Annotated in this window: 19 protein-coding genes; 10 read left to right on the plus strand and 9 right to left on the minus strand. The window is 61.6% G+C overall.

What is annotated here, in order from left to right:
- The first annotated feature begins 65 nt into the window (after nt 1–65).
- The 8 genes from HFK74_RS10365 (at nt 66) to HFK74_RS10400 (ending at nt 14,674) form a co-directional block, all read left to right on the plus strand.
- Complete coding sequence (locus tag HFK74_RS10365) at nt 66–581, plus strand: DUF3304 domain-containing protein (protein WP_180203429.1); 516 nt, start codon at nt 66–68, stop codon at nt 579–581.
- Entirely contained in the window at nt 569–2,923 is a 2,355-nt protein-coding gene (locus HFK74_RS10370; protein WP_180203430.1) for a DUF2235 domain-containing protein, read from the plus strand. The genes HFK74_RS10365 and HFK74_RS10370 overlap by 13 nt, the downstream gene beginning before the upstream one ends.
- On the plus strand, nt 2,923–3,186 hold the full coding sequence (locus HFK74_RS10375) for a PAAR domain-containing protein (RefSeq protein ID WP_180203431.1): 264 nt from the start codon (nt 2,923–2,925) through the stop codon (nt 3,184–3,186). Before HFK74_RS10370 ends, HFK74_RS10375 begins: the two co-directional genes overlap by 1 nt.
- A 140-nt stretch (nt 3,187–3,326) precedes the next feature.
- Nucleotides 3,327–4,319 carry a hypothetical protein gene (locus HFK74_RS10380; protein ID WP_180203446.1) on the plus strand — a complete coding sequence of 331 codons (993 nt, stop codon included), beginning with the start codon at nt 3,327–3,329 and terminating at the stop codon, nt 4,317–4,319.
- Complete coding sequence (locus HFK74_RS10385; protein ID WP_257230292.1) at nt 4,312–7,695, plus strand: ImcF-related family protein; 3,384 nt, start codon at nt 4,312–4,314, stop codon at nt 7,693–7,695. The genes HFK74_RS10380 and HFK74_RS10385 overlap by 8 nt, the downstream gene beginning before the upstream one ends.
- Nucleotides 7,696–7,798: 103 nt before the next feature.
- Nucleotides 7,799–9,568 (plus strand): type VI secretion system baseplate subunit TssF, encoded by a 1,770-nt coding sequence (gene tssF, locus HFK74_RS10390; protein ID WP_180203432.1) that lies wholly within the window; start codon nt 7,799–7,801, stop codon nt 9,566–9,568.
- A 184-nt stretch (nt 9,569–9,752) separates the two neighbouring features.
- Nucleotides 9,753–11,864: a PAS domain-containing sensor histidine kinase gene (locus HFK74_RS10395; protein WP_180203433.1), complete on the plus strand. Its 2,112-nt coding sequence runs from the start codon at nt 9,753–9,755 to the stop codon at nt 11,862–11,864.
- A 164-nt stretch (nt 11,865–12,028) separates the two neighbouring features.
- Nucleotides 12,029–14,674 (plus strand): excinuclease ABC subunit UvrA, encoded by a 2,646-nt coding sequence (locus HFK74_RS10400; protein ID WP_180203434.1) that lies wholly within the window; start codon nt 12,029–12,031, stop codon nt 14,672–14,674.
- Nucleotides 14,675–14,780: 106 nt separating this feature from the next.
- Here the strand turns inward: HFK74_RS10400 and HFK74_RS10405 are convergent, their stop codons facing one another.
- The 7 genes from HFK74_RS10405 to HFK74_RS10435 form a co-directional block, all read right to left on the minus strand.
- Nucleotides 14,781–16,721: a response regulator gene (locus tag HFK74_RS10405; protein ID WP_180203435.1), complete on the minus strand. Its 1,941-nt coding sequence runs from the start codon at nt 16,719–16,721 to the stop codon at nt 14,781–14,783.
- Nucleotides 16,711–17,586, minus strand: a complete 876-nt coding sequence (locus HFK74_RS10410) for a sensor histidine kinase KdpD (protein ID WP_180203436.1) — start codon at nt 17,584–17,586, stop codon at nt 16,711–16,713. The genes HFK74_RS10405 and HFK74_RS10410 overlap by 11 nt, the downstream gene beginning before the upstream one ends.
- A complete protein-coding gene (locus tag HFK74_RS10415) occupies nt 17,579–18,589 on the minus strand; it encodes an ATP-binding protein (protein WP_180203448.1) in 1,011 nt (336 codons plus the stop codon). The genes HFK74_RS10410 and HFK74_RS10415 overlap by 8 nt, the downstream gene beginning before the upstream one ends.
- On the minus strand, nt 18,586–18,990 hold the full coding sequence (locus HFK74_RS10420; RefSeq protein ID WP_180203437.1) for an anti-sigma regulatory factor: 405 nt from the start codon (nt 18,988–18,990) through the stop codon (nt 18,586–18,588). Before HFK74_RS10420 ends, HFK74_RS10415 begins: the two co-directional genes overlap by 4 nt.
- Nucleotides 18,987–19,349, minus strand: a complete 363-nt coding sequence (locus tag HFK74_RS10425) for an STAS domain-containing protein (protein ID WP_180203438.1) — start codon at nt 19,347–19,349, stop codon at nt 18,987–18,989. The genes HFK74_RS10420 and HFK74_RS10425 overlap by 4 nt, the downstream gene beginning before the upstream one ends.
- 4 nt (nt 19,350–19,353) lie before the next feature.
- Nucleotides 19,354–20,205 carry an STAS domain-containing protein gene (locus HFK74_RS10430; RefSeq protein ID WP_180203439.1) on the minus strand — a complete coding sequence of 284 codons (852 nt, stop codon included), beginning with the start codon at nt 20,203–20,205 and terminating at the stop codon, nt 19,354–19,356.
- A 240-nt stretch (nt 20,206–20,445) separates the two neighbouring features.
- Nucleotides 20,446–20,967, minus strand: a complete 522-nt coding sequence (locus tag HFK74_RS10435; protein ID WP_180203440.1) for a DUF4142 domain-containing protein — start codon at nt 20,965–20,967, stop codon at nt 20,446–20,448.
- A gap of 217 nt (nt 20,968–21,184) precedes the next feature.
- Here HFK74_RS10435 and HFK74_RS10440 point away from each other — a divergent pair, with 217 nt between their 5' ends.
- Entirely contained in the window at nt 21,185–21,418 is a 234-nt protein-coding gene (locus HFK74_RS10440; RefSeq protein WP_180203441.1) for a DUF465 domain-containing protein, read from the plus strand.
- Nucleotides 21,419–21,528: 110 nt separating this feature from the next.
- On the plus strand, nt 21,529–21,738 hold the full coding sequence (locus HFK74_RS10445) for a hypothetical protein (RefSeq protein ID WP_180203442.1): 210 nt from the start codon (nt 21,529–21,531) through the stop codon (nt 21,736–21,738).
- Nucleotides 21,739–21,850: 112 nt separating this feature from the next.
- On the opposite strand, the gene HFK74_RS10450 is transcribed toward HFK74_RS10445, so the two are convergent.
- Nucleotides 21,851–22,939, minus strand: coding sequence for an SMP-30/gluconolactonase/LRE family protein (locus tag HFK74_RS10450; RefSeq protein ID WP_180203443.1), 1,089 nt, complete (start codon nt 22,937–22,939; stop codon nt 21,851–21,853).
- Nucleotides 22,936–24,093, minus strand: coding sequence for an SRPBCC family protein (locus HFK74_RS10455; RefSeq protein ID WP_180203444.1), 1,158 nt, complete (start codon nt 24,091–24,093; stop codon nt 22,936–22,938). Before HFK74_RS10455 ends, HFK74_RS10450 begins: the two co-directional genes overlap by 4 nt.
- Nucleotides 24,094–24,507: the final 414 nt, after the last annotated feature.

Genomic DNA, 24,507 nt, shown 5'->3' on the forward strand with positions numbered 1-24,507 from the left:
ATGTGAGATATTTTTGAGCAGGGTTTTCCCATGCAGTCTGAAATGAAATAAGGGAGTGATGGGCGATGGAGATAATAATGAATAAAGCCAAGGCGCGGCTGCTGTTGGGTTTGTTTGGATTGGTGTTAGTTGGATGCTCCACGGCGGACAACGAAATGGTTGGAGGAAATATACAGGCGGTTAACCATACGCTGAATAATATTAATTGGCTCTCGGTTAATGGCTATAGGGCCGACGGTGGAGGGGGGCGCTCTTGTTGCATTGTCATGCCAATTAAATGGCGCTCTGGTTTGAAGGCGCATGTTGAATGGGAGGTTGATCCGGAGCCACATGAAAAAATGCCATCCGTAACATCTATAGAGTTTCGAGATGCTTATGCTAAGCACGCTGCCAATTATAAGCACTACACCGCCATCGTAGATATTCCAGAATGGCCTGAAACGAAACGGTGTGGATTGAGTGTGCACTTTTTAGTCTGTAATCAAGTTAAGGTTACCAGTTCTTGCTTGAATTTTGGCTCGCCAAACTACCCAATTAAAGAGCCTCTGGATATGAAGGAGCCAGCTATATGTCCCAAGTAAAAATCAATTTAAACGCCAAAGTCTGGGCGCCGCCGGCTTTTCCGATGGTGGGGCGTTTTCCTGGTGATGTTGTGACGGTGACTGCCAACTACAAAAAGCAAACCGCCGAGGAGCGGTACCATCAGCAAGGCGTGAATTCCAAGGGGCAGTCCCAGGGGGTCGAGTGCTGTCACAGCCTGCACATCAGTCTGTTCTTCGATGGCACTAACAATAACGAGTTCAATGACACGAAGAAGAACCACCCGAGCAATATAGCCAAACTCTACCATGCATCGCTAAGAGGCAAGAAAGCGGAGGATGAGGGTTATTTCTCTTACTACATGCCTGGTGTCGGCACGGCGTTTCCGGAAATCGGTGAACTCGATTACAGCGCAAACGGGCTACGTTTCGCGACGGGAGGTGAAGATCGGATCAACTGGGCGTTGATACAGGTGGCCAGTGCACTGTCGATTGCTCTAACTCCGAACGGCATTGATGACGCCGTCGCCAAAAAACATGTCGAAAATATGAGCACCTGGAAGGCACCCATGATGAGCGTCCTGGGGGAAGGCAAGCGACGGCGAATCATGAAAGGGGTGTTGGATCCTTTGGAGAAATGCAAAGAAAAGTCCAGGCGACCCAAGGTGCTGGGAATCAAGCTGTACATATACGGCTTCTCGCGCGGTGCCGCAGAAGCCCGCACCTTCGTGACTTGGCTGAGCCAGTTGTTCGACACGCCGGCGGGTGCCACGCTGCCTGAGCAGCGTCTGATCGGCCTGCCGGTGAGCGTCGAATTTCTTGGTGTGCTGGATACCGTCGCCTCGGTTGGCATCGCTCATGCGGCGCCTTTTTTTGCGGGTCACATGGACTGGGCCGATGACAGTCAGTTGCTGCCTGACGCCACGAAATTTCCGAACTTCGTCAAATGCTGCCGGCACTTCGTCGCGGCGTTCGAGCAGCGCTCGTGTTTTCCGCTGGACTCGATCCGCAACGAGGACGGTCAGTACCCGCTCCATACCTATGAAGTGGTGTACCCCGGTGTGCATTCTGATGTTGGGGGTGGTTATCCGCAGAATGACCAGGGCAAGGCTCGCGGTGGTACGGATGAACTGGTATCGCAGATTGCCCTGCACGACATGTATGCCGAAGCCTTCGCCGCCGGCGCACCGTTGCAGGTGCCGGAAACGGTGCTGCCAAAAACATTAGAGCCATATAAGGCATGGCGTGAAATGGGGCCGCAAACCTTGTCAGAGTTCGTGGTCAGTCAGCAAGCAATCGAACGCTTCAACGCCTGGCGCCACACCCTCCCAGGCATCACCACCGACACCCCCACCCACACAAAACCCTGGGAGTACAAACCACAGCAACTCAGCATCACCGTAGAAGAAACCCTGGCCGATCAACTGGGCTGGATCACCGGCTGGCGCATCGGTCGTTACGCCGATGACCCGTTGCAGAATAACGACAGCTACAAACATCAGCCGTTCTTCACCCAGGCCAATGAAGTCACGGTCTTCGACACCAGTGATCAACGCGAGGCCTATGAAAAACAGAAAAAAATCATTTTGGCCGATCGGCTGAAAACGCCCGAGGCGGCGACGAACCACCCCGGCCCGCCCATCTACGAACCGCAGATTGACAAGACTCAACTCAGCCAGGCGGCTGCGGAGTTCAAGCGCGACTACAAGGGCTTCGACCGCAAGCAAACCAGCGCGGCCGGCACGATCACCGATGTGCTGTTGCGCGACGCCATCTATCTGCTCAACGAAAACGATGAGTTGCAAGACCACGCCGCGATCAAGGCGGCAGGTGAGCTGCGCACCAAACAATTGTTCAGCGACGCCCGAGGCACGCCCAGTAAGGACCCGCGCATGGCGCTGGTGGTCGCGCTGTTCGATGACCAGATACACGACTCACGCGCCTGGTTCATGCATGACGCGTTGGGATCGCGTGAGATATGGGCGGGCTACTTCTTCTATCGCATGACGTATTTCGGTAATGACAACAGCCGGGACCTGTCACCGGTGGTGGTGGCGGGACGAATACTGGGCGTTGCGATGCTGGCCGGCGCAACGGTGTATGGCATTAAACGGGGCGGGGCGTTGGGCGGGGTTGGCGGGCTGGTCGCGGGTATCGGGGGCGCCACCATTGGCTATCAAGTGATCGACAAGGCGCGCGGTGTGGCGCTGCCGTTCCTGCCGGAGGCCGCGCAGTTGCTGAAACCGACGGCGCATATCGGCAAGGTGGCGGCTGAGCTGAAGCAGCAGATTGCCGAGGAAGACTATGCGCAACGCATCGACCGCACCACCGCCTTTCTGCGCGAGGCGGGCAGTTTGTTCGAACTCACCGGGGAGGTCGTCTGATGTTGCCTCTGGTACGTGTGGGGGACTCGATGAGCCCTTTTGGTGGGGAAGTGCTTGAAGGTCACTACGAGGCATTCGGCCAGCCGGTTGCCTGCGTGGGGGATCAGGCCCGCTGCGATTTGCACGGCCTGACGCACATCGCAGAGGGCACCACGGTGGCAATCATGGACGGCAAACCCGTGGCCCTGGACGGGCATGCTTGTGATTGTGGTTGCACCCTGGTCAGCTCGCTTGCGGCCTCGTTCATGGTAGTGGCGCCATGAACCGCGCGCCGCAATACCCGGACGAAATCGAACCGCGTGAACCGCGTTGGCGCCGCTGGTGGCTGGCTTTGCTGTTTCTCTGGGGGTTGCAGTCGGCAGTTTTGTTGTCGTTATGGCCAGAGGAGCAGCCAAGGGTAGAACTGTGGATGTGGAGTGCCGTCCTGCCTTTTTGCTGGTCGCTGGCGATAGCGTTGCGCGTGCTGGGGTGGCAAATCTGCCTGTTTAACCGTGATGTGTATCGACGCACGGTGGATGCGGCGGTGCAGCGTTGGTGGGGGCGTCGCCGCTTGGGTTTGCCGGTGGAACAGGTGCTGTTGCTGGGGCCCGTGGGCGATGAGCAAACCCATTACCACGGCTTGATGGCCGGGGTGCCCGCACCCAAGCCATCGAAGCCGGAGGGTGAGGCGCACCCCATGTTGCGCTGCGCGGTGTCGCTGGGTACGACCGCTGAGCGTGCGCCGGCCTTGGCTCGACGCCTGGCTCGGTTAACCCTTGCGCTTACGCAATTGAATGACCGCTGGCCGCAGCTGCGAGGTATCGCTTGGGTAGGGGATGAGCGCGACCAGGCTGCTTTTGTCGAGGTATTGGCCAAAACCGGCGTGACGTTGCCCGAGACGCGTTTGCCTCTGCAGGACCTGTCCGATCTGGATCGAATGATCGATGCCTTTCACCAGGATTGTTGTGAAGAGGCTGATTGGCTGTTGTGCGCGGGTGTGGTGTCGGTGCCGGAAACCGAAGCGCCTGGGCTGCCCGGTGAAGCAGGATTTCTCTGGCTGGTGAGTCGCCAGGGTCGGCAGTTATTGCACAGGGGCGAGTACTTGTTGAGCGAACTCGACGAATCACCCGCTGAGCTCTGTTCACAGATCCAGCGCTACGCCGGGTTGGACGCCGCACCACCGGATTGCCTGGCGCTGGATATAACCAGCCAGGGCACTTTCCTGAAAGGTGGTTGGCAGTCTGGTGAACATCAATTGTCTGGGCACTGGGGCGTGTTGGCGCAACTGGCGCCCTTCATCGGCATGTCCCTGGCGTTGTTGCAGGCGAGTGAGGCTCGACAGCCTTGTGGCTGGCTGAGTCAGGACGGAAACAATCGATTGGCTATTGGAATGGCGGTGCCTCATGGCAATGATTAAGCAAACGAGCCAAGGCTCGCTGATGAAGGTGGGATTGGGTTATCTGCTGGTCGTGACGGTACTGGTGGTGTTCGGTTGTCTGCTGTACGACTTGAGCCGCGAGTACTTCGGCTGGCCTCGACTGCCACTCAAAACGTTGGCGCTGTGGGGGGCGGGTACCTGGTTTGCCTTGTGCGGGTTCTGTCCGGTGATACTGCTGGCCTGGGATCGTTTGGCGGTGGTTTGGGCGACGCGCGTGACAGGAGTGGATGTTGATGCACCCATTTCGCCATTAAGCAAAGAGAGCGGTCCGCCAGACAATTCCTGGGTCGCTGAGTTAAAGGAATACCTGCACGAGAACCACAGTTTCCTTTGGCGCCGCAAAATCCGCCTGCTGCTGGTGGTCGGGGAACCCGAGCAGGTCACTGCTATTGCCCCCAACCTGAAAGATAAAAAATGGCTCGCAGGCCACGACACCATTCTGCTCTGGGGCGGCAGCATCCAAACCAAACTCGATGATGAACGCTTTACTCCGTGGCAAAACCTGAGCCGCTGGCGCGCCCTCGACGGCGTGATCTGGGCCCTGAACGCGCAACAAAGCACTGATGTCCAGGCGATGGACGCTGGCGTACGTCACTTGAAAGAACTGGCCCGCCAGCTGCGCTGGCAGTTGCCGCTGCACCTATGGCAGGTCTGCGAGAGTGGATGGGATCAGGGCAAACGCGAGACCCAGGCGGTCGGTTGTCTACTGCCGTCAGGGGTGACGCCGCTGGCCGTGGAGAGCGCTCTGCAAGATTTGTTGGAACCCCTGCGCGACAGCGGTTGGACACAGATCTACGACGCCAATCATCACGATTTCCTGCTGCGCTTGTCCCGCGATTTGCAGGCCGAGGGTATCGCCCGTTGGCGGCAGGCGCTGGCGCCTTTGTTCCGCGTGTTCGCCCGGGGCGTGCCATTGCGCGGAATGTGGTTCAGCCTGCCGCTGCGGGGCGGTCAAGACACCATAGAAAAAACGGACAACCTGTGGCACGCCACCCCGCCCTGGCAGGGCGTGCTCGGTGACCGAACGATTCACCCTCGCCGACTGGGCTGGGGCGCCACGCGGATCGGTTACTCACTGGCGTTGGGGCTGGCACTGGCCTGGGGCGCCGGCATGCTGCTGTCTTTCGTCAGCAACCGCGTGCACATCGCCCAGGTGCAGACCTCGCTGACGGCCTTGCAACAATCCTCCACCCGCGACGAACAATTCCTCGCCCTCAACGAGCTGACCCGCGAACTGGGTCGCCTGGATTACCGCGCTACCCACGGCACGCCCTGGCACCAGCGCTTTGGCCTGAACAAAAATCCAGAACTCCTGCAAATGCTCTGGCCCGCCTACGTCGAGGCCAACCAGCGCCTGCTGCGCGACCCGGCGGTCGCCAGTCTGCAACAGCAGCTCAACACCCTGATTCAGTTGCCCGCCGACAGCCCCGAACGCCTCAAGCGCGCGCCGCAGGCCTACGAACAACTCAAGGCCTACCTGATGTTGGTGCGCCCGGAAAAAGCCGATGCAAGTTTTCTGGTCAAGGTCCTGGGCACGCTCGAGCCGAGCGCCGGCGGAGTCTCGCCGGGGTTGTGGCACGGCCTGTCGCCGATGCTCTGGCAGTTCTATGGCGAGCAGCTGGCGGCGCACCCTGAGTGGCGCAGCACGGCCGATCCGAAGCTGGTGGCCCAGGTCCGCCAGTTGCTGCTCGGCCAGTTGGGCCAGCGCAATGCCGAAGCCAGCCTGTACCGCCAGGTGCTTGAAGCCTCAGCCAATCATTATCCGGCGTTAAATTTGGCGCAGATGGTCGGCGACACCGAGGCGCGGGCACTGTTCGTCAGCCAGGCCAGCGTGCCGGGGGTGTTTACCCGCCAGGCCTGGGAAGGCCAGGTGCGCCCGGCGATCGACGCCATCGCCGAGGCGCGGCGCGAGGAAATCGACTGGGTGCTCAGCGACCGGCCGGGCGACATCGCCGCCGAGCTGACCCCGGACATGCTGCGTGAGCGCCTGACCCGGCGCTACTTCCAGGACTACGCCAGCGCCTGGCTGAAGTTCCTCAACCGCCTGCGCTGGCAGCCGGCCAACAGCCTGGGCGAGGTGATCGACCAGTTGACCCTGATGAGCGACGTGCGCCAGTCGCCGCTGATCGCCCTGATGAACACCCTGGCCTACCAGGGGCAGGCCGGCACACGCAGCCAGGCGTTGGCCGACTCGCTGATCAGCTCGGCGCAAAAGCTGATCGCCCAGGCCCCCGCGCCGATGATTGAGCAGACGCAGCAGGGACCCAAAAGCCCGTTGGACGCCACCTTCGGCCCGCTGCTGGCCCTTCTCGGAAAAACCCCCGAAGGCCAGGACGACCGCGAGCGCCTGAGCCTGCACGCCTTCCTCAACCAGGTCACGCGCACCCGCCTGACCCTGCAACAGGTGAACCACGCCGCCGACCCGCAGGACATGACCCAGACCCTGGCGCAGACCGTTTTCCAGGGCAAGAGCATCGACCTCACCGACACCCGCGCCTACGGCAGCCAGCTCGCCGCCAGCCTCGGCGCGGAGTGGGGCGGCATCGGCCAGACCCTGTTCGTGCAGCCGCTGGAGCAAGCCTGGCAGCGCGTCCTGCAACCCTCGGCCAACAGCCTCAACCGCCACTGGCAACGGGCGATCGTCAGCGACTGGCAGCAAGCGTTCACCGGCCGTTTTCCCTTTGCGGCCACTGTCAGCGACGCCTCGCTGCCGATGCTCGGGCAGATGATCCGCGCCGACTCCGGGCGCCTCGAGCAATTCCTGCAGCGCGAACTGGGCGGCTTGCTGCGCAAGGAGGGCAGCCGCTGGGTGGCCAACGCGCAACACAGCCAGGGCCTGCGCTTCAACCCGCAGTTCCTCACGGCGATCAACCAGCTCAGCCACCTGGCCGACGTGCTGTTTACCGACGGCGGCATGGGCCTGAGCTTCGAGCTGCAAGGCAAACCGGTGCGCGACGTGGTGCAAACCACCTTCACCCTCAACGGCGAGAAACACGAGTACTTCAACCAGAAGGAGAGCTGGCAGCGCTTCAACTGGCCGGGTCGCCGCCAGTACCCCGGCGCGAGCCTGACCTGGACCAGCGTGCGCGCCAACGAACGGTTGTTCGGCGACTACCCGGGCACCTGGGGCCTGATCCGCCTGCTGGAGCAAGCCCAGGTCACGCCACTGGACGATGGCGACAGCCGTTTTCGTGTGGTGCTCAAGGCGCCCGACGGCATCGGCCTGACCTGGTACCTGCGCACCGAACTGGGGGCGGGGCCGATGGCGTTGCTCAAACTGCGCGACTTTGAATTGCCGACGCAGATCTTCCTGGGTGAAAGGGGGCCGACGGTACAAAACGGGAAGTTTAAATAATGAGTTTGCGCAAATTGTTTCCTCAATGCCTCGGCGAGCGCGACGCCCTTCGGTACGCGCCATCGCGTTTTGCGGTTAAACCTCATTCATCAGGAGTCTTTCTTTGAGCAATGAAAATCTGACACTGCGTTACTTCGACGCCGAGATGCGTTACCTGCGTGAAGCCGCCCAGGAGTTTGCCGAGGCCTTTCCAGACCGGGCGGCGCAACTGAATCTGGACAAGCCGGGCGCGCGCGATCCCTATGTGGAACGCCTGTTCGAGGGCTTTGCCTTCCTGATGGGGCGATTGCGCGAAAAGCTCGACGATGACCTGCCGGAGCTGACTGAAGGCCTGGTCAGTCTGTTGTGGCCGCATTACCTGCGCACCATTCCCTCGCTCTGTATCGTCGAGCTGGCACCGGAGCTTGCGCAGATGAAGCGCAGCGAGTTGATCGCCACTGGCTTCGAAGTGCTGTCGCAGCCCATCGGTGCGCAGCGCACCCGTTGTCGATACACCACCACCCAGGACCTGACACTGCGGCCACTCGCCCTGGAGTCTGTGCGTCTGGCCCATGAGCCGGACGGGCGTTCAGTGCTACGCCTGCGCTTCGCCCGCGGGGCGATGAGCCCCTGGAGCGACATCGACCTGAGTCGCCTGCCGCTGTACCTGAATGCCGACGCACCGCTGGCCAGTGCACTGCACCAGGCACTGACCCTCAACGCTCAAGCCTTGTATGTGCGCCTGCCTGAGCAGGCGGACCGTTCTGTGCTGGAAGGTCATTTTTCGCCCAAGGGGTTTGCCGATGACGATCGATTGTGGCCCAAGGGCGACAGCGCCTTCAGTGGTTATCAGCTGTTGCTGGAGTATTTCACCTTCCGCGAGAAGTTCATGTTCGTCACCCTGTGTGGGCTTGAGCATTTGAGTATCAAGCCGGGCGATCGCTGGTTCGAACTGGACGTGGTGTTACGCGAACCGTGGCCGCAAGCGTTCAACCTGAGCACCGAGCACATTCGCTTGCATGCGGTGCCGGTGATCAATGCGTTTACACTGGAGTCCGACCCGCTGACGCTGCAGCCGCTACAAACCGACTACCTGCTTCGTCCCTTGCGTTTGCAGGACGGTCATACGGAAATTTATTCGGTGGATCAGGTCACTGCGTCGAGGAATGGCGAGCACCAGGACTACGTACCGTTCACCAGCTTTCGCCACAAGGGTGGCATGTTGCGTGATGATATGCCCGAGCGTTATTTCCATACCCGCTTGAAACGGGGTGCCAATGGCCTGCATGACACCTGGCTGATCCTCGGCGGTGAGGGTTTTGACAAGGACCAGTTGGGCCTCAAACAGAGTCTGTCGCTGCGCTTGACCGGCACAAACGGCCAGCTCCCGCGCAAGGCATTGCAAAGCACGTTGCTCGACACACCGGGGCAATCCTCGAAGATCGGTTTGCAGGTGCGCAATCTGTGCGCACCCACATTGCCGTGTTACCCGCCGAACCGTGACCGATTCCACTGGCGAATACTCAGCCACCTGGGCTCGAACTTCCTGCCGATGCTCGACAATGCCGAAGTATTGCGTGGCACGCTGGCGTTGTATGACTGGACGGGGGACGAACTGAATCGGCGGCGTCTGGCGGCCATCGTCGAGGTCAGGCACTACCTGAAGCAGCGTTTTGAAAAAGGCTTTCTGCTGCGCGGCGTCGACATCGAAGTCACGCTCGATGCCAACGGTTTTTCCGGCGAGGGTGACATCAGCCTGTTCGGCGAGATGCTCAATCGTTTCTTCGGTTTGTACGCCGATATCCACCTGTTCAACCAGCTCACGCTGATCCTTCAACCTTCTGGCAAGTGCCTGCGATGGGCCGAGAATCACAGTCAGCGTATTCCCGGCTGAAAGCCGCGTACATGAACAAAGGCCGCGATCACCTCTGTAGACTCGTTCAAGCCCTGTTCCACAGGGATTTTGCCAGCCACAGATTCGGGGCGATCAGAGTGGACCGCGAGAATCAGCTATACCTCTATGAAACCATTGCCATCCGCGATGCTCGAAACAAACGGGTGCAGTTACCGGGGCGCAGATGCAGTTTCTAGAAGATAACCACGGGTGTGCCGGCTGGAACGGCGAAATGGCCGGGCGCATTCGTGCGTTCGACTGGAGCCCGACCGAGCTTGGGCGCCTGGAAAACTGGTCCAGGAGCCTGCGCAGTGCGGTCCAGCTGATGCTCGCCTCACCCTTGCCGATGGTGATGCTCTGGGGCCGGGCCGGCTACATGATCTACAACGACGCCTATTCGATATTCGCCGGCGGGCGCCATCCTTACCTGTTGGGTTGCGCGGTGGAGCTGGGTTGGCCGGAAGTCGCCGAATTCAACCGGCATGTGGTCGACACCTGCCTGGCGGGCGGGACCTTGTCCTACCGCAACAAAGAGCTGGTGTTGCTGCGTGACGGAGTGCCCGAGGACGTCTGGCTGGACCTTTACTACAGCCCGGTCGCCGATGATGACGGGCATCCTGCCGGCGTCATGGCGATGGTGGTCGAAACCACCGAGTTCGTGATTTCCGAACGTCTGCGCCAGGCAGCGGAAAACGCCTACCGCGCCGACAACGAGCGGGTCCGCCTGGCCCTCAATGCCGGGGCGCTGCTCGGCTCGTTCGTCTGGGACATCAAGGCCAATACCCTCAGCGGCGATGAACGTTTTGCCCGCACGTTTTCCTTTCCCCCCGGGCAAAGCCTGGACAATTTGCCCCAGGATTTCGCCCAAGCTCATATCCATCCCGATGATCGCAGCTGGGTCGAGGAGCAAGTCAGGCAATCGATTCAGACCGGTGCGCCGTATAACGCCGAATACCGGGTGCTGCGCCCCGATGGCAGTTACCTGTGGGTGCTCGCCAGCGGCTGCTGCGAGTTCGATGAGCAGGGCCGGGCCTTTCGTTTCCCCGGGGTGTTGATCGACATCCACGAACGCAAGAACGCCGAAGAGTCCTTGCTCAGGTTCACCCGCAACCTGGAGCAGCGCGTGGCCGATGAAGTCGAAGCGCGGCTGGCGGCAGAAGAGCAACTGCGCCAGTCACAGAAGCTTGAGGCCATCGGCGGCCTGACCGGCGGCGTGGCCCACGATTTCAATAATCTGCTGCAGGTGATTGCCGGTAACCTGCACTTGCTTGCCCGGCATGAACCGGACAATGCCAACGTGCAGCGCCGGGTCGCTGCGTCCATTGCCGCGGTTGAGCGCGGCGCAAAACTGTCCTCGCAGTTGCTCGCGTTTGCCCGTCGCCAGCCCTTGTCCCCGGCGATTTGCACGCCGCAGCAGATTTTCGACGGCCTGGGCGAACTGTTGCAACGTGCGCTGGGGGAAACCCTCCAGGTTCACATGAGCACCCCCGTTGACCCCTGGTCGATCTTTGTCGACCGCAATCAGCTGGAAAACGCCATCCTCAACCTGATGATCAATGCCCGTGACGCCATGGAAGGCGAGGGCACCATCGAGCTGTGCGCCGATAACATCAGCCTCGACCGCGAATTCTGCCAGGGCAAGGGCATCGTTGCCGGTGACTACGTGCGGGTCACGGTGTCGGACAGCGGCCTGGGCATGTCGCCGCAGGTGCTGGGGCAGGCGTTCGAGCCGTTTTTCACCACCAAGCCCGATGGCCATGGCACGGGGCTGGGCTTGAGCATGGTGTTCGGTTTCGTCAAGCAGAGTGGCGGCCATATCGAAATGTCCAGCGTGGTTGGGCAGGGCACCCGGGTGCAGATGTATTTTGCCCGCAGCCTGCGCTCGGTGGACAGTGAATCGCCCCGTGCCGAGGTGCCGCCACGGGGCGCGAACGAGCGGATCCTGGTGGTCGAGGACAATGAGGCGGTGCGCGTTTCAACCGTGGAGTTGCTGCGCGAAGAGGGCTATCAGGTACTCACCGCCGCCAATGCCGACCTTGCCATGCAGATGTTGCTGGAGGGGGCCACGGTGGACTTGATCTTCACCGACGTGGTCATGCCCGGCCTGATAAAAAGCTCGGACCTGGCGGCCTGGGCCAAGGTCCAGAATCCCCCGGTGGCGGTGTTGTTCACCTCGGGCCACACCCGTGACATTATCTCGCGCAACCACCAGCTGAGCCCGGATACCCATTTGCTGAGCAAGCCTTACAATCCGCAAGCGCTGACCCGGATGATTCGCAGTGTACTCAACGGCTGAACATATCCGTATCGTAATTAACGGCTGAACACGTCCGGACTGTAGGAGCTGGCTTGCCAGCGAAGAGGCCCGAAAGACCAATGCAATATTCAAGGACGCCTTCGCCGGCAAGCCGGCTCCTACAGTAATTCGTCCTCCTCTGAACCTTCCCTCAAGGCTGCCTCATGACCGACAAGCGCACCGCCAACCCTCCCTCAGGCATGGTCAGGGTGCGCGGCGCCCGGGAACACAACCTCAAGAACGTCGATGTCGACATTCCCCGCGATGCCCTGGTGGTGTTCACCGGGGTGTCCGGTTCAGGAAAATCGTCCCTGGCGTTTTCGACCCTGTACGCCGAAGCACAGCGCCGCTATTTCGAATCGGTGGCGCCTTATGCGCGACGCCTGATCGACCAGGTGGGCGTGCCGGATGTCGATTCCATCGAGGGCCTGCCGCCAGCGGTGGCCTTGCAGCAACAACGGGGCACGCCGAGCACGCGTTCCTCGGTGGGCAGCGTGACGACCCTGTCGAGCCTGATCCGCATGCTGTATTCGCGCGCCGGTAGTTACCCGGCGGGGCAGCCGATGCTCTACGCCGAAGACTTTTCCCCCAACACGCCCCAGGGCGCGTGCCCGCAATGCCATGGCCTGGGCCGGGTGTACGAGGTCACAGAAGCTTTGATGGTTCCGGACCCGAGCCTGACCATTCGCCAGCGCGCCGTTGCCTCCTGGCCCATGGCCTGGCAAGGGCAGAATCTGCGGGACATCCTGGTGACCCTGGGCTATGACGTCGATGTGCCCTGGCGTGACCTGCCGAAAAAGCAGCGGGACTGGATTCTCTTCACCGAAGAAACCCCCACGGTCCCGGTCTACGCCGGGCTCACCCCGCAGGAAACCCGGGTTGCCCTCAAGCGCAAGATGGAGCCGAGTTACCAGGGCACCTTCAGCGGCGCACGGCGCTATATCCTGCACACCTTCACCCATTCGCAAAGTGCGCTGATGAAGAAGCGCGTCTCGCGTTTCATGCTCGGCAGTCCTTGCCCGTTGTGCGCTGGCAAGCGCCTCAAGCACCAGGCCTTGTCGGTGACTTTCGCCGGCTACGACATCGGCGAACTGTCGCAGATGCCATTGCTGCAAGTGGCCGAAGTCCTCAAGCCGGTGGCGGCCCGACACTATTTGGAAGAAGGTGAAGAGCGCGACGATGCGGGCGAGGTTATGACCCACCAGCAGACCCGCCAGGCCCGCGAACAGCGCGTGGCCCACGGCGCCAGTGGCCACGCCAACGCCCCCGATGTGCGCCACACGCCAAATCTCTCGGTGGAAAAACGCCTCGCCGCGCAACGCATTGCCCAGGACTTGCTGGAGCGGGTCAGCACCCTGACCGACCTGGGCCTCGGTTACCTGGCCCTGGAGCGCAGCACGCCGACGCTGTCGTCCGGTGAGTTGCAACGCCTGCGCCTGGCGACGCAACTGGGCTCACAGTTGTTCGGCGTGATCTACGTGCTGGACGAACCCTCGGCCGGTTTGCACCCGGCCGACGGTGAAGCGCTGTTCGAAGCCCTGCAACGCTTGAAAGCGGCAGGCAATACCTTGTTCGTGGTCGAACACGACCTGGAAACCATGCGCCGGGCCGACTGGTTGATCGATGTTGGCCCGGCGGCGGGCGAGCATGGCGGTCGGGTGCTGTACAGCGGTGCCCCGGCGGGGCTGGCACAGGTGACGGATTCGCAGACCCGTGCCTACCTGTTCGCCGAGCACCTCAGGCAACCCCGCCGCCCACGCAAGGCCAGCGATTGGCTGCGCCTGGAAGGCGTCACGCGCAACAATCTGGACAACCTCAGTGTCGAGTTTCCCTTGGGTTGTTTCACCGCGGTGACCGGTGTGTCGGGTTCGGGTAAATCCAGCCTGGTCAGCCAGGCGTTGCTGGAACTGGTCGGTGCGCATCTGGGGCGTCCGGGTGCCGACAGTGAACCGCAGGAGCTAAGCCTGGAAGATGACGCACCGACCGTCAGTGGCGGGCAGGTCACGGCGGGGCTGGCGTCGATCAAGCGGCTGGTGCAGGTCGACCAGAAGCCCATTGGCCGTACGCCGCGCTCCAACCTCGCGACCTACACCGGGCTGTTCGACAATGTGCGCAAGCTCTACGCGGCAACGCCCCAGGCGCAGGCAGCGGGCTACGACGCCGGGCAGTTTTCCTTCAATGTCGCAAAGGGCCGTTGCCCGACCTGTGAAGGGGAAGGTTTTGTCAGCGTCGAATTGTTGTTCATGCCCAGCGTCTACGCGCCATGCCCGACCTGTCACGGCGCGCGCTACAACCCCGAGACGCTGGCGATCACCTGGCAGGGCCGGACCATCGCCCAGGTGCTGCAACTGACCGTGGACCAGGCCGTGGAGGTGTTCGCCGAACAAGCGTCGGTGCACCGCTCCCTGGAGGTGCTGCGCGATATCGGCCTGGGTTACCTGCGCCTCGGCCAACCGGCGACCGAGCTGTCCGGTGGCGAAGCCCAGCGCATCAAGCTGGCCACCGAACTGCAACGCAACCAGCGCGGGGCAACGCTCTACGTGCTCGACGAACCCACCACGGGCCTGCACCCGCGTGATGTCGATCGCTTGCTCGAGCAGTTGAACAACCTGGTGACGGCAGGGCACACGGTGATCGTCGTCGAGCATGAAATGCGTGTGGTGGCGCAGAGTGACTGGGTGATCGATATCGGGCCGGGGGCGGGGGATCAGGGGGGCAAGGTGGTGGTGGCGGGTGAGCCGCGGAATGTGGCCAAGAGCAGAAAGAGCCGGACGGCGCCGTTTCTTGCCAGGGTTCTCGGTGAGGCCTGAGCCGGCGGTGTTTTTGCGGGCCCCTTCGCGGGCAAGCCCGCTCCTACAATGGATTTGTGGCGTTCACAATTCCCCCCTGTGAGAGCGAGGCGTTCCGACGAATCTATCAGGCGCTGTCTAGGGTGCGTCGTACCTTTTCCAGCAATTCATTGATCTGGAAGGGCTTGATCAGCATTTCCATGCCGTCACCGAGAAACACCTGGCGGTTGATCGCGGTTTCGGCGTAGCCGGTCATGAACAGGATCGGCAGGCGTTCGCGCCAGCCCCGCGCGATATCGGCAAGTTCCCGGCCGCTCATGCGCGGCAGGCCGACATCGGTCAGCAACAGGTCGATGGAGTCGTCGTTCTGCAGGCGCTCCAGGGCACTTTCGATATCGCCCGCCTCGGTGCAACGGTAGCCGGCATCCACCAGCACTTCGGCCACGAACATGCGCACCGACGGCATGTCTTCGACGATCAGTACGTGTTCACCGCCACCCTGGACGGGCGTCGTCGATTCGACTGCGCCGGCGGTGGGGTCGGTGCTGGCCGGCAACATGATGGTGACTTCGGTTCCGCGTCGCGCCACGCTGCGGATGTGCGCATCGCCGCCTGACTGGCGGGCAAAACCGTAGATGGTCGACAACCCGAGCCCGGTGCCTTGGCCCAGGGGCTTGGTGGTGAAGAACGGGTCGAACACCTTGTCGATGACGTTGTGTTCGATACCGGTACCGTCGTCGCGCACCGACAGGGCGACATAGGCGCCATCGGCCAGGTTGGGATCACCGTGGGAGTACGCGGCATAGGTGTTGACCCAGATATTGCCACCCTGGGGCAGGGCGTCGCGGGCATTGATCACCAGGTTGAGCACGGCGCTTTCCAGTTGAATCGGATCGACCAGGGCAATGGCCGGTTTGCTCGTCAGTTCAAGCTTGAGGGCGATGCGTTCGCCGATGGTGCGCACCAGCAACTCTTCGAGGGAACGGATGTGCTCGTTGATGTCCACCGGCCGGGTGTCGAGTGGCTGCTGGCGGGCGAAGGCGAGTAGGCGATGGGTCAGGGCGGCGGCACTCATGGCCGAGTTCAATGCTGCTTCGGCATAGAAGGACACCTTGTCGGTGCGGGACTCGGCAACGCGCTTCTGGATCAGTTCCAGGCTGGTGATGATGCCGGTGAGCAAGTTGTTGAAATCGTGGGCAATGCCTCCGGTCAGCTTGCCCAGCGCGTCCATTTTCTGTACCTGCAACAGCTGGGCTTCGGTGCGCGCGCGTTCGGCGACTTCATTGGCCAGCCGGGTCGTGGCATCGTCCAGGCGCGCCAGGTGCGAGCGTTCGCGGTGACGATGCTCGGTGACATCCTCGACGAACACCAGGCTCGATGCCGGCGTGCGGTAGGGTGAAATCTGCCACTCGGTTTCGCGAATTTCTCCCTGCACCCGCATGCTCAAGGTGCCTTTCCAGCGCTCGCCATACGCCAGGCGCAGTCGCAGTTCCTCGATGACGGCGCACTGGTCGTCGGCGAAACACTGGCGCAGGGTATCCGGGTCGAGGTTGTCCTGGATCAGTTGGGCAAAGGCATGGTTGCATTCGTGGACCTTGAGCTCTGCATCCAATACGGCGATGGGGGCCGACACATTGACGAAAATCTCGCGAAAGCGCGCCTCGCTTTCACGCAGGGCATTCTCGGTTTCGCGCACCCGCAGCAAGGTGCGCAGGGTCGCCAGCAGGACATCCGGATCCACCGGGTGGATCAGGTAAGCGTCGGCACCGGCGTCCAGGCCGGTGATGATGTCGCCGGTCTGGATCGACGCTGCGGACACGTGAATCACCGGGAGCAGGGCGGTAGCGGGCTCCGATCGCAGTTTGCGCACGATGTCGAAGCCACTCATGTCCGGCAGGTTGACGTCGAGGATCAAGGCGTCGATCGTCACGCTCGCGATCAGCTCCAGGCCTTCGCTGCCGGTGCCGGACTCCAGCACCTCATAGCCGTGGCGTTCCAGGCGCCGGCGCAAGGCGTAGCGCGTGGCAACGTTGTCATCGACGATCAGCAAGCGCAGGTCACGTTTCATCAGCAGGCTCCATGGCGATGGCCAGCGGGATGATCACGAAAAAAGTCGAGCCCACGCCCGGGGTGCTCTGTACCCCGACTTCGCCGCCCAGCAGCTCCGCGAAGCGTTTGCACAGCGACAACCCGAGCCCGGTTCCGCGCAGGCGTTTTTGCAACGGGGAGTCGACCTGGGAGAAGTCTTCGAACAATGCGCCATGCAGCTCCTGGGCGATACCGATTCCGCTGTCGCTGACGGCGAACCTTACGTAGTCGCGGTTTTCCAGTTGCGCCGAGACCCGGACTTCCCCGCGGGTGGTGAACTTCAACGAATTGGAAATGAAGTTGCGCAGGATCTGCGCGAGCTTCTTGTCGTCGGTGTACAGCCGGGGCAGGCCCACCGGTTCCTCGAAGATCAGGTCCACGGCGCTGGTATCGACAATCGGGCGAAACATGCCGCGCAGGGCGGCGAACAGGTCGAGCATGTCGAACCAGGCCGGCGAAATGGTGATGCGCCCGGCTTCGATCTTCGCCAGGTCGAGCAGGTCGTCGACCATGTCGCTCAGCTCCCGCGCGGCATTGCTGACGAAGGCCACCTGCTTGTGCTGCTCGCTGCTCAGCGGTCCGTCGAGTTCATCGGCCAGCAGGCTGGCGATGCTCAGGATCGAGCCCAAGGGCGTGCGAAATTCATGGCTCATGTAGGACAGGAAGCGGCTCTTGAGGTCCGAGGCCTGGCGGAGCTGTTCGGCCTGGGTGTCGAGTTCGGCGTACAGCGCCAGGACGCCCTGGTTGGTTTCATCCAGCTCGGCGCGCAGGGCAATGGCTTCACCCTGCAAACGCGCGATCATGGCGGCTTGTTCGTCGATCTGACTCATGGGCACTTCAGCCATGGGCGGCCTCCAGGGCAATGACCAGCACGGTGACATCGTCTCGTCCACGACAGAAATCGCGGTGCAGGATGGCGGCAATCACGGCGGGATGGCGGTGCACCAGGCCGGGGTAATCCGACAGGTTCCAGCGCGACTGCAAGCCATCGCTGTACATGATCAGCAGTTGTCCGCTCACCTGAGCATAGTCAAAGGGCTGCGCCTTTCGAAACTGCGCGCCGACGATGCCGGGGTGGGAGGCCAGGCCCCGGGATTTGTCCGGTGCGACCAGGCAGGCGCCGATGTTGCCGATGCCGAGGAATTTCAAGGCGTCGCTGCCGGCGTCGAACTGGGCAATGGCCACCGCGCCGCCACGGGTGCCGATCATGGCTTGATGAATGTCTTCCAGCGCCTGCAGCGGTGAGGCGAAGGGCAGCAACGCGTAGGCTTTCTCACCGGCGCGGGCGGCGCGTTCGGCTTCTTCACCGTGGCCCAGGCCATCGATCACCAGGACGCTGATGCGCGGCCCGTCCAGCGCCAGGTGCCAGGTATCGCCGCAAGCGGGATCGTGGTGCAACGAATGCTGGCTGATGCCGATGCGTCGGTCTGCGGCCTTGTCCGTTCTGGGATATAACCGTGTGAGCAGCACCGCGCCCCGTGAATCGGCATAGACATCGAACACCTCGGCCTGCCGTGACACGGCGCCAAGCCCGATACCCTGGGTACCGCCGGTGGAAAAACCGTCGGCCAGGCAGGCGTGCAGGTCAAAACCCTGTGCGCGGTCGATGGCGAGCATCTCGATACCGGCGCCGCTGGCGCGAGGCAGGACCCTCAGGTGCAATTCGCCACGGCTGGCGTGCTTGAGAATGTTGCTGGCAAGTTCGGTGGCGACCAGCGCTACCCGTCCCGCGTCCGTGGTGTCGAAACCGTGTTGCTGCGCGAGTGTTTGCGCGGTGCGTCGTGCATGGCCGACCTGGCTGTTGTCCTCGATGACCAGCACCTGGGTCATCGAACCGGCGATGTTCATGTCCATCGGGTAATCGTTACGCGAGTACCCTTTCCCGGCGCCGTGTCGAGTTCGAATTCATTGACCAGGCGCTTGGCGCCGGTCAGGCCCAGGCCCAGGCCGGCACCGGAGGTCCAGCCATCGGTCATCGCCAGCTTGACGTCGGGGATACCCGGCCCCTCGTCACGGAACACCAGGCGCAGGCCGGTGCGCGGGCTTTCATCGAGGATTTGCCAGTCCATGTCGCCGCCACCGCCATACACCATGGTATTGCGCGCCAGCTCGCTGACCGCGGTCACCAGCTTGGTCAGGTCGATCAGGCGCATGCCGCAGTCCTGGGCGAGTTTGCGCGCCAGTTGCCGGGCCAGGACGACGTCCTGCTCAATGTGAATCGGATGAGTGCCGCTGCTGCGCACAGTCATGGGTTGCGTACTCGGTCCTGAAGCAGTTTCATCCCGCGTTCGACATTCAGCGCCGTACTGACACCAGGCAGGGTCAGGCCGAGCTCCACCAGGGTGATGGCCACCGCCGGCTGCATGCCGACCAGCACCGTCCGGGCATCCATGATGCTCGACAGCCCGGAGATGGTCCCGATCATCCGGCCAATAAAGGAGTCCACCATGTCCAGGGCGGAGATATCGATCAGCACGCCCCGGGCGGACGTCCTGCTGATGCGCTCGGACAGGTCGTCCTGCAGCGTCAGCGCCAGCTGGTCATGCATGTCCACCTGGATCGTCACCAGCAGGAAGTCGCCCATTTGCAGTATCGGAATGCGCTCCATGGGCTCAGTCCGCCTTGTTGACGGTGAGTCCCAGCCGGGTCAGGGCCAGTTTCAGGGCATCGGCCAGGTTGGCCTTGGTGACCACGCCTTGCAGGTCCAGCCCCAAGTGCACGATGGTCTGGGCGATCTGCGGGCGCACGCCGCTGATGATGCAGTCGGCGCCCATCAGGCGAATCGCGGTGACGGTCTTGAGCAGATGCTGGGCCACCAGGGTATCGACGGTCGGTACGCCGGTTATGTCGATGATGGCGATTTCGGAGCCGGTGTCGACGATGCGCTGCAGCAGCGACTCCATCACTACCTGGGTGCGTTGCGAGTCCAGCGTGCCGATCATCGGCAGGGCCAGGACGCCGTCCCAGAGCTTGACCACCGGGGTCGACAGCTCCAGCAGTTCTTCCTGCTGGCGCTTGATCACGGCTTCGCGGGACTTCTGGAAGGTGCGGATGGTGTGCATGCCCAGGGCGTCGAGCAATTCGGAGATTTCCCAGAGTTGCTCGGCCAACAGGGCCGGGCTGTCCTGGTAATGATTCTGCAGGAGGGCAAACAGCGGACCCTTGAGCGAAAAGATAAAACTGGCGGTCTGGTGCGAATCCTGGCCGAGCAGTGCACGGCTATGGGACAGCTTGTCGAGGAACTGGCGAATTTCATCCCAGCCGGCGGCGGCAACGTTCTGGCCATTGCCGTTTTGCAGACCCGAGATGACCAGTTGCAGGAATTCCGACGTCTGCTGTTGCAGATCCTGATCCTTGAGATTGCGCGTGGCGCCGCTGGCCTCCAGGCCGCTTTTCCATTCGGCGAGCAGTTGTGCCTGGTTATTCTTCATCGCATCGAGCGTGCTGGTTTGCAGTGCCGCCATGGGACTTGTCTCCTTGAATGGTATGCGGCCGATTCCCGGAAAAAATGACCGGCGCAAAAGCAGTGACATTTCGCGGATGAAATAGTTGTTCGCGTTCGACAGCAATTTTCATCCGCTGCCTATGGACTGTAGGAGCTGGCGCAGGCTGCGGTCTTTTTTTTTGCATCGACACTGACGGAGGCCTTGGCTGGCCCAAATGAAAAGACCGCATCGATTCATGCGGTCTTTTTTTGATCAGGGTTATTTGTCCGGATGGGCGGCCTGCAGTTTTTTCGCCATATCCAGGTGTTTTTCCAGCCCCGGCAACATTTTTTGTGCAAAGCCCTTGAGTTCCGTTGCGCCTTTGGTCCTGTCGTCGGTCACGGTGTTGGCTTGTTTCTTGAACAGCTCGATGGCGTCTTCGTGAGCCTTGACCTGGTTGTTGGCATAGGCCGAATCGAAGGATTCGTCCCGCATGTCGAGGATCTTTTCCTTGGCCTGCTTCACCAGCGTCGTGTTGTCGGGCACTTCGATGTCATTCTTTTTCGCGATGGCCGCCAGTTCATCGTTGGCCTTGGAATGATCGGTGATCATCATGTTGGCGAACGCCTTGACGTCGGCTGACTGGCTTTTTTCCAGGGCCAATCGACTGGTTTCGATCTCGGCGATACCGCCGGCGGCCGCCTTGTCGACGAAATCATTGTCGGTTGCCGCGAAGGCCGTGCCCATGCTGGTGCTCAAGGCGATGGCCAAGGCGAGATGGCGCAGGTTGAATCTGTCCATTGGTTCTTCTCCACACGGTTGTCATGGGCGATCGAATTGATCGTTACGCTGTGGAGGCTGCGGTGGGGGTAAAGGTTTTATCGCATTTGCGACAGGACGACGAATGGGCACCGCTGGTCTGACAGATGGTCGACAGAACCGGTCAACCGAGGCCATTCTGATAGTTGGCGAACGCAATCAGTCGCGTTTGCTACCGATTAACAAACGGAGGTGTTCCATGCCGGTGCCCCACGACCTTTTTCAGGATTTGAGTTGCACAAAGGAAGAAATCCAGCAGAAACGCACCAAGGATCCGTTACTGGATTCACTGATCAACAAATACTCGCTAGCGGATGCCGAAGTGGTGAAGGCAGAGCAAGCCAAATCCAGTGATGACGCAGTGACAAAACTCAAGGCCAAGCGCCTGGAGGTCAAGGACAAGATCGTCAAACAGCTCCAGTCGTCGTCCTGATGCTCCGTGATGAGCCACCGACGATCGGTGGCCGGGCAATTGGAACGACGATCTTGACCGGCACCTCGAATGTTCAGAGCCCGATGACGCGGCGACAGGCGAGGTGCCCCATGGCTGATCCAAGATTTCCCAGCGAAGAACAAGGCGGCTACGACCCCATCCCCACCCATCCCGAACCCTTGAGTCCCGGCCGAACTACCGTCAACCCGGAGGACGAGCCGGGCATTGATGAACTGCCCGATAACGAAGGTGCCATCCCCATGGATCAGGATGACGGCACTGACGTCGATCGGGAGCGGGGGCATGAAAAAAATCGATAATGAGGTGGACCCAAATCCCTGTGGGAGCGAGCCTGCTCGCGATGGCGGTGTATCAGTCGCCATTGATGGTGTCTGACATTCCGCCATCGCGAGCAGGCTCGCTCCCACAGGTTCACCGCAAGGCCGCATCCAACGGCAATCGCACCATGTTTTTCGCTGTCAACGAGCCAAAATACAACCAGTCCCCGTACTCACGCACGGTGGTGATCGGCGCGTAGCTGTCGCTGCTGCCGTCTTGCAGGTTGGCGATCACCTTGCCCTCAAGGTCCAGTCCCAGCGCAAAGGCGCGTTTTTCCACCGGTTTGGGCAGAACCGTCAGCGCTCGCGCGATCATCTTGCGCACGAAAGGGTGTGGCGCGGTTTTGTCGAGCAAGGCGTTACGCGGCGCGTACAGCGCCACCCAAAAACGGTCGCGGCCGTTGAAAGACAGGTTGTCCGGCAGCCCCGGCAGGTTATCGATGAACAGGTCATGGGTGCCCGCCTTCGGCCCGCTCAACCAGTAGCGAGTGATGCGATAGGCGCCGGTTTCGTTGACCAGCACGAAGGCATCGTCCGGGCCCAGGGTGACGCCATTGGCAAACTCCAGCTTGTCCAGCAGCATCGTGGTCTTGCCGGTCTGGAAGTCATACCGCAGTAGGCGTCCGTCGCCGCCATGTTCGATGATTGCCTGGCCGTCCTCGCCGTAGCCGAAACGGCTGGAGGCATCGCTGAAGTAGGCGTAGTGCCCGGATTTGTCGATGGCCACGTCGTCGGTGAAACCCAACGGCACACCGTTGGCGCTGGTGGTCAAGGCCACCAGGCGACCCTGGGCGTCCAGCGACAACAAGCCCTTGACGGCGTCGGCGATCACCAGCAAGCCGTTGGGATGGCGGGCCAACCCCAGGGGCCGGCCGCCGGTATCGGTTAACACCTTGGTGTCCTGGCCGTCCAGGCTGGTGCGAATGACCCGGCCATCGTGCAACCCGGTGATCAGCGCGTTATTTTCCAGGAGCAGCGCTTCGGGGCCGTCGATGTTCTCCGCGCCGACGCGTGCCACGTCCTTCAGGCGCTGGTTGTCTGCGTACAGGCCGCTGCTGAGGGACGGCGCGGGTTGCGGCGTCCAGGCCACAGGGTCGACCTTGGTCGGCATCAATAGCAGGAAGGCGCAGAGGGCAACGATCAGCAGCAATAGCCCATGGTGAAACCTGAACGGTCGGCTCACGCACGGACTCCTGACGGTGCCAGGTGTAGTTGCGCGGTGTCGCGAAGCGCCAGCATCGATGCCGCCGATTCGCGATCGATCCGTCGCTTGAGCAGCAATTGGTTGGCTATTCGCATCGCCAGGCCGCTGAACCGGTATTCCAGCGTGCGCACGAACCGCGTGCCATTACCTTCGGCCGCGCATTCGTAAGTCAGCTGCAAGGACAGGCCGTTATCGCCATGGGCCCGGGCAATCCAGCGGCGTCCAGGCAGGTACTCATCGACCACCCAGCTCAAATGCCCGTCACGGCCACCGGCGCGGATGTCCTCCTCGAACCGCGCGCCAGCATGCAACGGCCCCTTCGGACCGTTGATCCGCAGGGACGATGGATGCCACTGCGGCCAACTGCTCACGGTGCAGGCATAGGCGAGCACGGCAACGGGATTACCGGCGATGTCGATCTGATGCTGCATGCGGGTCATGGGCGTTCTCTTGAGGTACTCGATGGCCGGTTCCAGTTCCGGTTCCGGCTCCCAGTAGAGGGTGCCGAACAGGTAATCCATCAACGGAAAGACGATGTTGAAATTACGTTGCTGCATCATCTCGCGGCGGTGATGCAGTTCATGCAGGCGACGCATCTGGCGGATCCATGGCAGGCGCGTAATCCGGTTGTGCGCCGGCAGATGCTCGCAGGCATGGAACACTTCATAGGTCAGGTACCCCAGGACCAGACAGCCGCCGACCAGCCCGGCGGCGTTGGCGTCCAAGGGCTTGAGCAGCCACCACAGGGGCAGGGCGATCAGCAGCGTGTGCACCACGATCAGCCAGGCCGGGAACAGGATCACCCGCCAGTCGCGGGCGCTGTCATAAGTCATTTTGCCGGGGGCGAAAAAGCTGTGATGGTCACCGGCATGGCGGGCATAAAACATCCGTGCGAAGCTTTTTTTGTGATGGCCAAGGTGGCGATGCACCATGTACACAATGAAACTGAAGAACAGCAGGGACACCGGTACCGCCAGCCATTCAAGGGGCTGAACCTTATGCACGGTGCTCCAGAAAATGCCGATCGCCACCAGGCCGAACATCAGCACGAAGGTGCCATGCAGCCAGGGGTTATAGCGGGGATGAATGTCACAACGGTAACGGGCGCGGAATGCTTCGGTGGTCTGCCTCACTGCAATCACCTGTCGTTATTGTTATCTCCAGCAGATTAGTCGATCCCGGGGTTTTGGTTGGCAGACGTCCGGGATTTTTGCTGGTGCTGCGATCATGGCGACTAACGATGGCGCTCTCACGGCTGATGACGGTCTCGTAGGAGCCAGGCTTGCCGGCGAAGAACGATAACGCGGTGCAACAGACAGACCGCGGCGCCTGGTTCGCCTGTAGGAGCGAGCGGTGCAGCGATCCGACTTGCCCGCGAAGAACGATAACGCAGTGCAGCAGATGCAACGCAGCGCCTGGTTCGCTTGTAGGAGCGAGCGGTGCGGCGATCCGACTTGCCCGCGAAGAACGATAACGCGGTGCAGCAGATACACCGCAGCGCCTGGTTCGCCGGCAAGTCGGATCGCCGCACCGCTGGCTCCTACAGG

Origin of the sequence: Pseudomonas sp. SbOxS1 (assembly GCF_013416725.1) — a bacterium.
GTDB lineage: Bacteria > Pseudomonadota > Gammaproteobacteria > Pseudomonadales > Pseudomonadaceae > Aquipseudomonas.